Origin of the sequence: Paenibacillus nanchangensis (assembly GCF_046543445.1) — a bacterium.
GTDB classification, from domain to species: Bacteria; Bacillota; Bacilli; order Paenibacillales; family Paenibacillaceae; genus Paenibacillus_AQ; species Paenibacillus_AQ nanchangensis.
Genome location: NZ_JBHOFD010000029.1, coordinates 76,540 through 90,897, shown reverse-complemented (window position 1 = coordinate 90,897; position 14,358 = coordinate 76,540). Strand labels below are relative to the sequence as shown.

At 55.7% G+C, this 14,358-nt stretch carries 13 protein-coding genes and 1 riboswitch; of the genes, 3 read left to right on the top strand and 10 right to left on the bottom strand.

The annotated features are described in order from the left end of the window. From ybaK to ACE6ED_RS21560, 4 genes are all read right to left on the bottom strand, one after another. A complete protein-coding gene (gene ybaK, locus ACE6ED_RS21575) occupies positions 1-474 on the bottom strand; it encodes a Cys-tRNA(Pro) deacylase (RefSeq protein WP_410829485.1) in 474 nt (157 codons plus the stop codon). 165 nt (positions 475-639) lie between these two features. Continuing rightward, the gene (thrS, locus tag ACE6ED_RS21570; protein ID WP_410829484.1) at positions 640-2,580 is read right to left on the bottom strand and encodes a threonine--tRNA ligase; all 1,941 of its coding nucleotides are present in this window, start codon (positions 2,578-2,580) and stop codon (positions 640-642) included. A gap of 441 nt (positions 2,581-3,021) precedes the next feature. Beyond that, positions 3,022-3,198, bottom strand: coding sequence for a type II toxin-antitoxin system antitoxin (locus ACE6ED_RS21565; RefSeq protein WP_410829483.1), 177 nt, complete (start codon positions 3,196-3,198; stop codon positions 3,022-3,024). A gap of 19 nt (positions 3,199-3,217) precedes the next feature. Beyond that, positions 3,218-4,063 (bottom strand): SPFH domain-containing protein, encoded by an 846-nt coding sequence (locus ACE6ED_RS21560; protein ID WP_410829482.1) that lies wholly within the window; start codon positions 4,061-4,063, stop codon positions 3,218-3,220. A gap of 189 nt (positions 4,064-4,252) precedes the next feature. Here ACE6ED_RS21560 and ACE6ED_RS21555 point away from each other — a divergent pair, with 189 nt between their 5' ends. Together ACE6ED_RS21555 and ACE6ED_RS21550 are read left to right on the top strand one after the other, a co-directional pair. Then, the gene (locus ACE6ED_RS21555) at positions 4,253-4,585 is read left to right on the top strand and encodes a PadR family transcriptional regulator (RefSeq protein ID WP_410829481.1); all 333 of its coding nucleotides are present in this window, start codon (positions 4,253-4,255) and stop codon (positions 4,583-4,585) included. A 1-nt stretch (position 4,586) separates the two neighbouring features. Then, positions 4,587-5,222, top strand: coding sequence for a DUF2812 domain-containing protein (locus ACE6ED_RS21550; protein ID WP_410829480.1), 636 nt, complete (start codon positions 4,587-4,589; stop codon positions 5,220-5,222). Between the two features lie 115 nt (positions 5,223-5,337). Here the strand turns inward: ACE6ED_RS21550 and mqnC are convergent, their stop codons facing one another. From mqnC to metA, 3 genes are all read right to left on the bottom strand, one after another. After that, positions 5,338-6,474 carry a cyclic dehypoxanthinyl futalosine synthase gene (gene mqnC, locus ACE6ED_RS21545; protein WP_410829479.1) on the bottom strand — a complete coding sequence of 379 codons (1,137 nt, stop codon included), beginning with the start codon at positions 6,472-6,474 and terminating at the stop codon, positions 5,338-5,340. A gap of 407 nt (positions 6,475-6,881) precedes the next feature. After that, on the bottom strand, positions 6,882-8,060 hold the full coding sequence (locus ACE6ED_RS21540) for a PLP-dependent transferase (RefSeq protein WP_410829478.1): 1,179 nt from the start codon (positions 8,058-8,060) through the stop codon (positions 6,882-6,884). Between the two features lie 29 nt (positions 8,061-8,089). Then, positions 8,090-9,007, bottom strand: a complete 918-nt coding sequence (gene metA / locus ACE6ED_RS21535) for a homoserine O-acetyltransferase MetA (RefSeq protein ID WP_410829477.1) — start codon at positions 9,005-9,007, stop codon at positions 8,090-8,092. Between the two features lie 100 nt (positions 9,008-9,107). Next, a riboswitch (SAM riboswitch) is annotated at positions 9,108-9,234 on the bottom strand. Positions 9,235-9,623: 389 nt separating this feature from the next. Here metA and corA point away from each other — a divergent pair. Beyond that, the gene (gene corA, locus ACE6ED_RS21530; protein WP_410829476.1) at positions 9,624-10,559 is read left to right on the top strand and encodes a magnesium/cobalt transporter CorA; all 936 of its coding nucleotides are present in this window, start codon (positions 9,624-9,626) and stop codon (positions 10,557-10,559) included. Between the two features lie 446 nt (positions 10,560-11,005). On the opposite strand, the gene ACE6ED_RS21525 is transcribed toward corA, so the two are convergent. From ACE6ED_RS21525 to ACE6ED_RS21515, 3 genes are all read right to left on the bottom strand, one after another. Beyond that, entirely contained in the window at positions 11,006-11,998 is a 993-nt protein-coding gene (locus tag ACE6ED_RS21525) for a GNAT family N-acetyltransferase (RefSeq protein WP_410829475.1), read from the bottom strand. Positions 11,999-12,215: 217 nt separating this feature from the next. Then, positions 12,216-13,229: an HRDC domain-containing protein gene (locus ACE6ED_RS21520; RefSeq protein WP_410829474.1), complete on the bottom strand. Its 1,014-nt coding sequence runs from the start codon at positions 13,227-13,229 to the stop codon at positions 12,216-12,218. 225 nt (positions 13,230-13,454) lie between these two features. After that, complete coding sequence (locus tag ACE6ED_RS21515; protein ID WP_410829473.1) at positions 13,455-14,339, bottom strand: ROK family protein; 885 nt, start codon at positions 14,337-14,339, stop codon at positions 13,455-13,457. Between the last annotated feature and the right edge of the window lie 19 nt (positions 14,340-14,358).

Sequence of the window (14,358 nt, the reverse complement as noted above, 5' to 3'; positions counted from 1 at the left end):
TCAGTGAATCAGCGGCTCAAACCGTGCGCCCAGCAGCTCCGCCAGCGCCGCCGGATCAAGCTCCATCTGCATGCCGATTTTGCCCGCGCTAACCAGAAACCGCTCCTGAGACCGGGCGCTTTCTTCCAAAAAAGTGGGGTACAGCTTTTTCATGCCGACCGGCGAGCAGCCTCCGCGAATGTACCCGGTATGCCGCTGCAGCTCCTTGACGGGCAGCATTTCCAGCTTCTTTTCCCCGGCGGCTTTGGCCGCTTTTTTCAAATCAAGCTCTTCCGCTACCGGAATCACAAACACATACAATTGGGGCCCGCTGTGGCAAACCAGCGTCTTGTAGACCGTTTCCGGGGGGCGTCCGATTTTCTCCGCTACGGCGGTGCCGTGTATCTGCCCGTCCTCATTGTCATAGGTGTGAACCGTGTACTCGATATGAGCCGCATCCAATATCCGCAGCGCGTTAGTTTTATTACCCGCCAACTGCAATCCCTCCCGTTTCTGCCCCGGGCCGCCTCTAGGCCGAATTTCGCTCTAGCTATTTCCTACCCGGGTGGAATAAAAAACACCGGCCGCATGAGGCTTTACGCCCCCGCTGCCGGTGCCCTGCCTATCGGCAGCTGTGTGATCTATACGCTATTAGGCTTTTTAAAAAATCGTCTTGGCGGAAGCTTCCTGCGTCAAGCCGGCTACCGCTTCATCCAGGGCGCGGGCGCCGATGTCGCCCTCACCGCGTTTGCGGATCGACACGGTCCGGTCGTTCCGTTCATTTTCGCCGACGATAAACATGTACGGCAGCTTCTCCAGCTGGGCTTCGCGGATTTTGTAGCCCATTTTCTCATTGCGCAGGTCTGCTTCTGCACGCAGGCCCGCCAGGCGGAGCTGGTCGGTGACCTCGTTTGCGTAGTCGTCGAACGCCGAGGAGACCGGGATGACCTTCACCTGCTGCGGCGACAGCCACAGCGGCAGTGCGCCCGCAAAGTTCTCCAGCAGGAAGGCCACAAACCGCTCCATCGTACCGAGAATGCCGCGGTGCAGCACGACCGGCCGGTGCTTCTGCCCGTCATCGCCTACATACTCCAGCTCGAACCGTTCAGGCAGCAGGAAGTCGATCTGTACGGTGGACAACGTCTCTTCTTTGCCCAGCGCCGTACGGATCTGCACATCCAGCTTCGGTCCGTAGAACGCCGCTTCACCTTCCGCCTCGAAGAACGGCAGGCCCGACTCTTCTACTACCTCGCGCAGCATCCGCTGTGCGGTGTTCCACATATCGTCGTTCTGGTAATATTTCTCGGTGTCAGCCGGATCGCGGTACGACAGCCGGAACCGGTAATCGTGGATGCCGAAGTCGGTATAAACGCGCTTGATCAGCTCCAGCACCCGCTTGAACTCGCTTTTGATCTGATCCAGGCGGCAGAAGATATGCGAGTCGTTCAGCGTCATCGACCGCACCCGGTGAAGGCCGGTCAGCGCGCCCGACATTTCGTACCGGTGCTGGATGCCCAGTTCGGCGATCCGGATCGGCAGGTCACGGTAGCTGTGCATCGTGCTCTTGTATACCATCATGTGGTGCGGGCAGTTCATCGGCCGCAGCACAAACTCTTCCGTATCGATCGTCATTTTCGGGAACATATCTTCCTGGTAGTGCTCCCAGTGGCCCGAGGTCTTGTACAAATCTACGTTGCCGAGTACCGGCGTATAAACATGCTGGTATCCGAGGCTCGCTTCCAGGTCAACGATGTACCGTTCCAGGATGCTGCGCAGCTTGGCGCCTTTCGGCAGCCAGATTGGCAGACCTTGGCCGACCAGCTGGTTAAAGGTGAAAATCTCCAGTTCTTTGCCCAGCTTCCGGTGGTCGCGTTTTTTTGCTTCTTCCAGCAGGCGAAGATATTCATCCAGCTGCGCTTTTTTGTTCCAGGCGGTGCCGTAGATGCGCTGCAGCATCTTGTTTTTGCTGTCCCCGCGCCAGTATGCGCCGGCAACGTTCATCAGCTTGAATACCTTGATTTTGCCGGTCGACGGCACGTGCGGCCCCCGGCACAGGTCAAAAAATTCGCCCTGCTCGTAAATCGTAATCGCTTCGCCTTCCGGCAGCGCCTCGATCAGCTCCAGCTTGTAAGGATCGCCCAGTTCCCCAAAAATCGCCAGCGCTTCTTCCCGGCTGACTTCCTTGCGCACGATCGGCAGGTTTTCCGACACGATACGCTCCATTTCCTTTTCGATCCGCTGCAGATCTTCCGGGTTCAGCGGATGTTCCAAGTCCATGTCGTAATAAAATCCATCCTCAATCACCGGACCGACGCCCAGCTTCACTTCCTTGGCGCCAAACAAGCGTTTAACGGCCTGAGCCATGAGGTGGGCGGTGCTGTGGCGCATTACGCCGAGCCCTTCTTCGGAATCCAACGTGACAATTTCGATCTGCGCCCCGTCTTCGAGCGGAGTGGCAAGATCCACCAAAATGCCGTTCAGTTTGCCGGCGGCGGCGTTTTTGCGCAGCCCGCTGCTGATGGAAGCGGCAACGTCGTCGATGCTGCTGCCTTCCGCGTATTCCCGGACCGAGCCGTCCGGAAGCTTGATGCTGATGCTCATAGTTAATGTCATCCTCCCTGAAAATAACGGTAAATGAAACAAAAAAACACCCGTCCGCAAAGGGACGAGTGTTAAACCCGTGATTCCACCCAGATTCAATTCCGCCCCGCCATAAACCGGCGCAAGAAACGAAATCCTCTTGAAGCATGGATAACGGCCATGGGCCGGCGGTTATTACAGTTCCGTATAAGCCTGGCTTAATCAGGCTTGCCGGAAGTTCACAACCGCAGCTACAAAGGGGTGAACCAAACGCGGTGCCGGAGGAACTTGCAGCCTAAAGATTCCTCTCTCTGATCGGTCCGTTTCCGTCGGTTCCTGTCTTTGTCATTGCTGTTCATTGATGAATGCTGTCAGTAATTATAATGGTCTCCGCTGCGTCCGTCAAGCCGGAGGAAGGCGGAAGATACACATGAAGTGGGAGATGACCCGGCGGGGCCTGTCTTAAGGCCTCTCCTCTCCGCGCCTTGGATCCGGCAGCCGGCCCGCACGGATAAGACTCTCGCGCAGCAAATACTCGATATGGCCGTTGACGCTCCGGAACTCATCGCCCGCCCACCGTTCCAGTGCCTCATAGATTTGCGGATCGATCCGAAGCGGAAAGCTTTTTTTAGCCGCCATGGTTCACCATCCTTACGCTCTAGTAGAGCGAGCCGGCGTTGATCACAGGGTTGGCCCCGCGTTCTGATACGATCGCCACCATCAGATTGTTGATCATCGCTGCCTTGCGCTCTTCATCCAACTCCACTACACCATTTTCCTTCAATTGTTTGATCGCCATGTCCACCATGCCGACCGCTCCTTCAACGATAATCTGCCGTGCGGACAAAATCGCCGTAGCCTGCTGACGCTGCAGCATCGTGCTGGCAATCTCGGTGGAATAAGCCAGGTGCGTCAGCCGCGTCTCCAACACTTCGACGCCCGCAAGCGCCAGACGTTCCTGCAGCTCCACCGCCAGCTCCTTGGCGATTTCGTCGGAGTTGCCGCGCAGCGACATGCCCGACTCGGTGAAATTATCATACGGATACCGGCTGGCCACATGCCGCAGCGCCGTCTCGCTCTGAATTTCTACAAATGCGGTATATTTGTCGACATCAAACAGCGCTTTGGCAGAATCCACCACCTTGAACACGACCACCGCCGCAATTTCAATCGGATTGCCTTCCACATCGTTGACCTTCAGCTTCACGCTGTTAAAATTGCGTACCCGCAGCGATACCGCTTTTCTCACGCTGAACGGAATAACCGCCTGCAGCCCGCTCCGGTCGATCGTGCCAACATAGCTGCCGAAGAAGGTAACCACTACCGCCTTGTTCGGCTGAACAATCGTAATGCATGTCATCAGAACGCCGGCAGCCAGCAGAAGCAGGACGGGAACCACTTCGGACACCTCTTTGGCGATACCGTAAATCGCTCCCCCCACACAAACCGCTATCATCGCAATGACCCAAAATCCGCTGACAGGCTGAAGTTTTTTCTCTTTCAAAGCCAGCACCTCCACAAAAGATATGTATTTGATATTTTTATGATATCACTTTTGTTTATTTATGTAAATTACTATTTATTTTTTGTAGCTGCAGGATTTAGTAATCGATATCATTGACAGCATTTTCCTTGCTCGTTCATAGTGATATTACAGTAAACGATATAACGATTAGTGTAATAAGCGGAGCTGATGAGCTTGAGAGACACGGTGACGGGAGGCGCCTTAACGGAGGCGACTTTAATCATTTTGCTGGCGTTGTATCGGCCGAATCACGGATACGGTATCATGCAGTTTGCGGAACGGGAAACAGACGGTCGGCTGCTGCTTGGGCCCGGTACGCTGTATGGCGCATTAAACACGCTGCAGCAGAAGGGCTGGATTGAACCCGCAGCAGACGTTTCGGCGGTTGGCCGCAAGAAAAAATACGTCATTACCGCGCTTGGCAAGGAAATCGTCGGGGCCGAAATCGGACGGCTGGCGCAGGTGCTGCAGTGTGCCAAAACCATTACTGGAGGAGATTAACGTGGGAAAAGCGTTCAAAGTCTTTTTCGGCGATCCGGAGTCCCAGGAACATTGGCTGAACGGCAAGTCGGACGCGGGGCAACGTTTAAAGTCGACCTCAAAGCTGTTTTATGAATTTGAACCCTGCAAACCGGGCGAATACCGGTACAGGGTCGAATGGGTGATCGACAAATCGAAACGGGAGCTGCTCGCATACCGGGAGTTTTTGGAGGAGATGGGCCTTCGGACGGTTTCCAAAAATTTCGGCTTTGGTTCCTATTCCTACGGCAAGGTTAGGCTGGGATTCGCCGGCGGCAAGCCGGTCGTTCGGACCGCCTCGGGGACAATCAATTCGGAGCTGCTGATCGTGGAGAAAAAAAACGACGGCAAGCCGTTTGACCTGTTCACCGCCAGAAGCGATAAGCTCAGTTATTACCGCAAAATCCGCGATTCTTTCCTGTACGGCGCGGCGGGTCTTACGGCGCTTATTGTGCTGGGGAACCTGGAGGAGTTCGGCCTTACAGGCACTGCGCCGCATATGCCAGTCTGGAAAATCGTGTTGACCGCCGCTGCTGCTGCCATAATGGTGCCTCTGTTGGCAACGGGGATCCGGGCGGCGATGAAGATCAGACAGCTGAAGCGGGAAACTTCCGAATAACTTGTCTATAACAAAGCGCCCCCGTCTCCATCCCTAAAACGGGAATTGGAGCCGGAAGGCGCCGGGCGCTGCAGCTTTTGTGTTACGCCCCCGGTAGACGGGGGGAAAGTTCATTCTAGTTCTGCATCACAAAATCATTGTCAACTTTTGCATTCTCGTCGTCGAATACGCGAAGAATGTCATAACGGGTATTGCGCTGGGCAGGGATTTTGCCCGCCTCGCGGATGATCTTCAGAATGGATTCGATGTTGACCTTGTAGGTCGCGCCGGCCGAAGACACCACGTTTTCTTCGATCATGGTGCTGCCGAAGTCGTTGCAGCCATACTGCAGCGACAGCTTGCCGATCTCCGGTCCCATCGTTACCCAGGAAGACTGGAAGTTCTTGATGTTGTCCAGCGCCAGGCGGCTGATCGCAACGGTCTTCAGGTATTCCTCAGGCGTCTGCCGGTCCAGCTTAAGGTTGGTGTTATCCGGCTGGAATGTCCAGGAGATAAACGCCAGGAAGCCTTCCGAGTCGTAGCCGTTGCGCAGACATTCATCTTGGGCGTCACGCACCCGCATCAAATGCAGCGCACGTTCTTCCATACTCTCGCCGAGGCCGATAACCATTGTGGCCGTTGTGTTCATTCCGATCCGGTGGGCCGTCTGCATGACATCCATCCAGTCGCGCCAAGACCCCTTAAGCCGGCTGATCTTGGACCGGGTGCGGTCATCAAGAATTTCCGCCCCCCCGCCAGGCAGCGAATCGAGGCCGGCTTCATGAATCTGCCGCACCGTTTCTTCCAGCGTCAGGCCGGATACTTCCTTCATTTTCATGATCTCGGCTGGAGAGAAGGAATGCATCGTGATCTCCGGGAACCGGCTTTTGATTCCCCGCAGCAGATCGGTGTAATAACTGAACGGCAGGTTCGGGTTGGTTCCGCCCTGCATCAGAATCTCCGTGCCGCCGACCGAAATCGTCTCCGCGATCTTTTCATAAATCGTTTCGTCCGGCAGAACGTAACCTTCCCCGGACTTCGGACTGCGGTAAAACGCGCAAAACCGGCAGTATACGTCGCAAATATTCGTATAGTTAATGTTCCGGCCAATGACAAAGGTCGTCACCGGATCGGGATGCCAGCGTTCCATAATTACGTTCGCGGCCGCCCCCATCTTCTCAATCTCGTTGCTCTCGAACAAGGCGATGGTGTCTTCCAGGTTCAAGCGCTCGCCGCCGAGCGCCTTGTCCAGAATGCGATCTATCCCGCTCATTCTTCACAGCCTCCCTCTCATCGCATAAACATTCAGCGGATGCCGCTGATATTTTAAATTTAGATAACATAGGATCAGGTCCGTTCTACTATCGTACCATATTCCGGACAGGTTAAGAAACAACCGGAAAGCCAGTGTGATCAAAAAACGCCCGGCCGTTGTCGTCCGCTCCCCCTTTTTCCTCCGGTATTTACGTCTATACGATTTCACCGCAGGCCTGATTGGATCTGATATCCCCTTTGCCTTTTGCGCTGTATGCTGTATACAGTGATGGAATGAAAAACAGCGGGGTCCCCCGGCCAACCGGGAAACACTCCGCTGTCATTACCGCACAGTGAAATCGCTTCGTTATCTATCATTCCAGTTCAGCGTCTAACCTGTCAGCAGCCAGCCGGATTCAGCGCGGATTATTCAGCGCTTCCGTCTATCTCTTTGCGGGCTGCGTCCAGTGCGTTCCCCAGATCTGCAATCAGATCGTCGATATGCTCGATTCCCACGGAGAAACGCAGCAGCCGGTCATCGACACCTACGGCGTCGCGGATTTCGGCCGGAATGTCCGCATGGGTCTGCACGGCGGGATACGTCATCAGCGATTCCACGCCGCCCAGGCTTTCGGCAAAAGCGATCAGCCGCACATGGCGCAAAATCGGCTCCACATACCGCGCATCCTTCACTTTAAAGGAAAAAATGCCGGTATTGCCTGACGACTGGCGCTGCTGAATTTCATACCCCGGATGATCCGGCAGGCCGGGATGGAACACCTCGGCAATGGCGGGATGCTCAAGCAGGTAACGGGCCACCGCCAGCGCATTGCTTTCGTGCCGCTCCATCCGCAGCGCCAGCGTCTTCATGCCGCGCATGAGCTGATAGCTGTCGGTTGGGCTAAGCACGGCGCCAATCGAGTTGTGCAGAATCGCCATTTCTTCGGACAGCTCTTTACCGCGGGTGACGATCAGGCCGGCCAGCACATCGTTATGCCCCCCGAGGTATTTGGTCGCGCTGTGGATGATAATATCCGCGCCCAGCTCCAGCGGCCGCTGGAAATACGGGGTGAGCAGCGTGTTGTCCACGATGGACAGCAGACCATGGCTGCCGGCCCACGAACTGACGCGCTCGATATCCGTGATCATCATCAGCGGGTTGGTCGGCGTTTCGATAAACACCGCTTTGGTCTCCGGACGGCGGGCCGACTCCAGCGCATCAAGATCGTTCGTATCCACATAAGAGGCGGTTACGCCGAACTTGGACATGATCCGCTCCAGCAGCCGGTAGGTTCCGCCGTACAGATCAAGGGATACCACCAGGTGGTCGCCTTGTCCAAACAGCGCAAAAATCGTCTGCAGCGCGGCCATGCCCGAACTGCACGCAAACGCGGCGTCTCCGGATTCCAGCTCCGCGGCGGCGCGCTCCAGTACGGAGCGGGTCGGATTTTTCGTGCGGATGTAGTCAAAACCGGTGCTTTGGCCAAGCCGCGGATGACGGAACGCCGTCGATTGGTAAATCGGAAAATTGACCGCTCCCGTAGCGGGGTCCTCCAGCGAACCGATTTGAGCCAGCTTGCTCTCCAGCTTCCATTTGTTCTCCATAAATAACATCCTCCTGCTTCAGTTCGATTTTAGATTTGGGGTCCGATATCGTAAGGCGTCTCTTGGTATACATAGTAGTTCAGCCAGTTAGAGAACAATAAGTTAGCATGGCCGCGCCAGACCGATGGCGGCGTGCGGGTTGGATCGTCGTTCGGAAAATAGTTTTTCGGCAGCGCCATCTCCATTCCTTTGGCGAGATCGCGCTCGTATTCCCACTTGAGCGAACAGGGATCGTATTCCGAATGCCCGGTTACAAAAATTTGCCGCCCGTCCTGTGTCGCCACCAGATATACGCCCGCTTCTTCCGATTCAGCAAGCACCTGAAGTTCGGGACACTTGTCGATGTCCTCCCGGGAGACGTCGGTATGGCGGGAATGCGGCACATGAAACAGCTCGTCGAAGCCGCGCAGCAGCTTCACATGGCTATGATTCAACGTGTGCGGAAAAACCCCAAAACACTTTTCAGGCAGGCTGACCTTACGTACGCCAAAATGATAATACAGCCCGGCTTGAGCCGCCCAACAGATATGCATAGTCGAAGTTACGTTCCGCTTGGACCACTCGAAAATATCCTTGAGCTCCTCCCAATAGTTGACTTCTTCATAGTCCATTTGTTCCACGGGAGCGCCGGTAATAATCATGCCGTCAAAACGGCGGTGGCTGATTTCGTCAAACGTCTTATAAAACGCCTCCAGATGATCGGCGGATGTATTTTTAGAGATGTGGGAACGCGGGTGAAGCAGCACGATGTCCACTTGAAGCGGCGTATTGCCGACCAGCCGGAGCAGCTGCGTCTCCGTTGTCTCCTTGTTGGGCATCAGATTCAGAATGACGATCCGCAAGGGGCGGATGTCCTGGCGGTACGCCTGGCTTTCGTCCATGACGAAGATGTTTTCTCCGGCTAATACTTCTTTGGCGGGCAGGCTGTCGGGAATCTTGATCGGCATATTGCTTTCTCTCCTTTGTCGTCATGGATTTAATGGGAAACAAATAAAAACCTTTCTCCGCAAAAGAGAAAGGTTCATATCGTCTGAATCATATGCGCCTCTCTCATCTGTCAGAGTATCCTGTCCGGCATTCTACCGTCCAGGCTCTGCAAGAATTAGCACCGTGCGTTCTCACGCCGGTTGCCGGGTTTCATCGGGCTAGTCCCTCCACCTGCTCTTGATAAGATTTCGCGTTATTCGGTTAAAATTTCATTGACCTAACTTTAAAGCATGAACCTTTATTTCGTCAAGACCATACCCTGAAGAAAGGTCTCCAAAATGACAACTTTTTTTGTTGAAAGCCGCATAACCCGGCGTTATACTAGACAAGTGTTTCACAGACTGAAATGTAACGGGGTGAGAAGGAAATGGAAGGCGACCCGAGGCCGCAGTACAGCATTCGGACAGCACAACCGAACAGGACGATATTCAGCTTGCCGGCTTGGGGAGCATATTTCCCTATGCCTTCCCGCCCCGTTTACCTATAAAGGGACCGGAGGATCCGGCCAGACTGATTTATCGCCCTGTGCTTTGACAAGCGCATATTCCCGGAAGGGGACAGAAGGGGTGGAGAACCATGAAGATCAGACTGGTTAATGCCGGTGTGTTTACACCGGTCGACGATATCCGGGAGACACTGGAGGCGCCTGAAGAGGGCTTCTACTGGATCGACGCGGATGTTGAGGATCTGGAGCTGCTGCAGCCGCTGTTTAATCTGCACGACCTGGCGGTGGAAGACTGCCTGAGTGAAGAAGATCAGCGTCCCAAGATCGAAATATACGAAAGCCATTATTTTATTGTAGTGAACAGCATCCGTTTTGACGATGAAGAGATTTTTTTGCGGGCACTGAACGTCTTCCTCGGCAGACATTACATCATTACCGTTACGAAGCAGAAGATTCACGAGCTGCGCGTATTGAAGCCGATTCTGTGGGAACAGGAAGTCAGCGAACCCGACCGGTTCCTGTATTTGCTGATCGACCTTGTGGTTGACAACTACTTTACCGTCGGCGACCGGATCGAGGTCCGGATCGAGAAGCTGGAAGAAGACATTCTGATGCACACGAAGAAGTCGCACCTCAGCGAGATTATCGGTCTGCGAAGCGAAATTTTGTGGCTGAAGAAGATGCTTGGCCCGCAGAAGGAAGTTATCAATACCCTGAACAAAAAAGACCTCCGGCTGATCAACGACCAGCTGCAGAAATATTTCAGCGACATTTACGAGAATGCGGTCAAGATCTCCGAGACGTTTGAGACGTACCGGGATCTGATGGGCAACTTGCGCGAAGCGTACCAGTCCAGTATCGCCAACCGGGCGAACGAAATCATGCGCGTGTTCACCGCCATTACCACGATATTCATGCCGCTGACCGTCATCACGGGCATCTACGGAATGAACTTCAAGCATATGCCCGAGTTGGAATCGCCTTACGGCTATTACGGCGTGTTGGCCGTCATGGTCTCGCTGGGCTGCGGCATGCTGTATGTCTTCCGCAAAAAAGATTGGCTGTGAGCCGTTCACCGGCGCCGCGGCACATTATGACAGGCCCGGACCGCCGCCCGCGGTCCGGCGCGGATACGCCTCTTTGCCTATCCGGCCATTAAAACTAAAACGGTATAAAATTTAGAGCAGTTTTCTTTGCATTTTTTCGCAAAGGAAACTGCTCTTGTACGTTTTCCGGGTTTACCTTGGTCTGGCGGTTCTGGAAGTAAGGCGACCCTATACGGGGATTGGTCGTTTCCGGGCCCAGTGGGCTGGGAATTCCATGGGGCAGGACATTCTCCCTGAACTCAGTCGACTCCCAGGTTTCCGGGGTTCCGGGGTTCCGGGGTTCCGGGGTTCCGGGGTTCCGGGGTTCCGGGGTTCCGGGGTTCCGGAGTTCCGGAGTTCCGGGGTTCCGGGGTTTCTGAGCTTCCGGGTGTCTCGGCCGGAGACACGGCATGCGCCCCCGCGGATTTTCAGCGCGGAAGCGCAGCCGCCATCCGGTACGTACCTCTTTGGGGCACATAACCCAGCTTACGGTTGATCGAAAGAATTGGCGCATTCGTCGAGTCGTTGTCCGTCCGGATATAAGAAGCTTTCCGCGCCTTCGCCATCTTGATGGCCTGGACCTTCAGGGCAAGGCCGACACCCCGGCCGCGAAAATCCCGGCTCACGCCCGTATACTCGTGGTACATTCCGTTTGTCTCGCCGGCGTACACGACGTTGGAGACTCCGACATACCGCTCCCCGGCCGCGGCGATGATGACTTGTTCCGGCGCATAGCCGCTAACCATCAGGTGCCATTTGCGCCACTCGCTAAGCTCGGGAACTCCCCCGGTGTGCCCGGGAATATCAGGCAGCGTCTCCTTGTACAATTCGTACAGCCTTGCTTCACCGGCTTCGACTCCCTCATCGGCTAGCGTGGTAAAACGGATGCCTTCTCCTTCCAGCCGGCCGGGAACCTCGGCGCCGAACAGCGGATCATCAGCGCTGTTATCCAGCGTCAGAACGGACTGATACAAATGCCGTTCCAGTGTGTACCCTAAATTGTTCGCAAAGCGCAGCGACGATTCGTCGTGATCCCATACCTCCGTCTTGAGCAGGTCCGCTCCAAGCTGACGGGCCCATCCGGTAGCTTCGGCATACAGCGCTTTCCCGATACCGCTGCCGCGGCGGCCCGGTTCTACAACCAGCGTATGGTTCAGCGTCCCCGCTTCCGTCCAAGGCGCTCTCCAGATCCATAAATACCCCGCAAGGCTCCCGTCCTCCTGCTCAGCAACGAGTCTTAACCGGTCATATCCGGCAAGCTGCCCGTTCTCGTCCTTATAGGTATGTCCGGTAACAAACATCTTGGTATCGTCCTCTTCCAGCCTGGCGGCATCCACCGGTTCGGACCAATACGTATTCAGCAGACCCGCAATCGCTTCATAATCACCGGGCAGCTGAAGCTGTCTAATCTTAAACTCCAATCCGTTTCCTCCTCATGCAATGTGTGTGCTTGTTCCAGCATGACACAAATCCACAAATTGGAACAGGGAAAAAACATTTATAATAGACTGAACTAATACCACACAGGTGAGCGGCTCCTTTAGAAGCGCACTTTTGCAGCGCTCTTTTGCAGCATTCTTCAAAGCTCCTCAGCGCTCTTCAAAGCACTTAGCACTCCCCCCGGCTTTCGCCACCCTTTCAGCCCGCTTCCTCGGCCTGCGACTCCGATCCCGCCAAATCCCGGCGGAAACGGATGCGGATCAGCCGGAGCTTCTCATAATACGGGTCCAGGCCGCCCGCCGCCGTGAACTCCGGCCCGTATACCTTATGCAGCACCGGCTTCAGGAACAGGTCGCCGAGCTCACCAAAAGCAAGCCGGACCGATTCCCGCTCTTCCTCGGGCATTACGCTAAGCTCCTTGTCAATAAGCGGGTCGACGGAATAACCGTCCCGCTCCAGCTCTTCAACGGCCTCGATCAGCTCCCGGCGGTTGACTCCGCTCTTCTCCCGGAGTTCTTCCAGCCCGAGACCTGCTTCAATGCCCTGGACCAGCAGCCGCCGCAGGCGCAGGCGTTCAAGCTGGCGCTTGTACTTCTGCTCCTTCTGCTTATACAGCCAGGAGGCGAATGCTTCTTCATCGGTTGCTTCCCGTACCCAATCCAGCGGGAAGTCAAATCCGCGCTCCGCTTTGGACGTAATCTCCAGCCACTGGTCACCGAACTCCGCCGCCTTCCCTTCCCCGATTCCCGGAATCTGCAGCAGCTCTTCCACCGTCCGGGGAAGGAAGGCGCTCAGCAGCCGCAGCAGCCGGTTGCTTGCAAGCAGATACGGCGCCTTGCGGGCAGCCGATGCCCGGATGCGCCGCCAGGAGCACAGTTCTTCATAAATCTGCTCATTGGCGGACTGCTCGCTGTAAAATTGCAGTCTGAGCGGCTCCAGCCCTTTGGCGGGCAGCTGTTCCTCTTCCAAAGCCCCATCGATCAGAGGACGGTAGCCCTCTCCCATCCGGATCGCCAGCTCGTGCCGGTAGACGCACAGCATTTCACTCCAGGAGCCGCCTTCATACCAGATCACATCTTCCGGCGCTTCCGGCCCTTCAAATTCCCGCCAGCCCAGCCGCCAGATTCCTTCCTCTTCCCCAATCCACAGCTGCGCGAACCGTTCCTCCGCGCCTCCGGCTTTCGACATCCGGTTCATAAATACGATTTGCATCAATTGAAACCTCCTTCATCTGGTTACAATATTCCGGCGCCAGCCGGCCATGCGCACCCGCTTCCCCTATCGGCCCGGTCCGGACCGCAGCAAACGGATGCAACGCAAAAAAGCACCCTTCCCGCAAAATCTGCAAGAAGGGTGCTTCCCCATAACGCCGTTATACTGTTACTACTACAATAACACAGTTTACGCTGCAGTCAATCCCAAATTTGGAAAAAGGCGTTAGTTCCGTTCCAGCGCCAGCTTGGCAAGACCGATTGCCCCGGTAAGTCCGGCGTTGTCGCCGAGGCCTGGCGGAACGATGTAGCTGTCGATTCCGGCGTTCAGCGACGGATGCTGCACATACCCGTTCAGCAGCTCCTGCACCTTGGCGCGAATCAGCGGGAACAGGTGGCTTTGCTTCATGACGCCGCCGCCCATCACGATTTTTTGCGGAGACAGGGTCAAAACGAAGCCCATCAAAGCATGCGCCAGATAATGCGCCTCCATCTCCCAGGCCGGATGATCCTGCGGCAGCTCTACCGCCGGTTTGCCCCAGCGGCGCTGAATCGCCGGACCCGCAGCAAGCCCTTCCAGGCAGTCGCCGTGATAAGGGCAAAAGCCTTCAAACTTGTCGTCCGGGTGGCGGCGGACATAAAGATGCCCCATCTCGGGGTGGGACAAGCCGTGAATCAGCTTTCCGCCAACAACCGCTCCTGCACCGATCCCCGTACCTACGGTAATGTACAGGCAGCTGTCCAGCCCTTTCGCTGCTCCCCATGTATATTCGCCAAGCGCCGCTCCGTTTACGTCCGTGTCGAATGCAATCGGAACGCCCATCGCGTCCTGCACCGCTCCCACCAGATTAAACTGGCCCCAGTGGGGTTTCGGCGTCGTCGTTATATAGCCGTATGTAGGGCTGCCCAGCACCGGATCGATGGGTCCAAATGAACCGATACCGACCGATTCCACTTTTTTGTCCGCAAAATAACGCAAAACAAGCTCCATCGTCTCGTCCGGCGTCGTCGTCGGGTAACTGACCCGGTCCAAGATCGTTCCGTCCTCTTGTCCGATGCCGCATACAAATTTTGTTCCGCCCGCTTCAATGGCTCCTAGTAATTTTGTCACGCTATTCCCTCCCGAATGT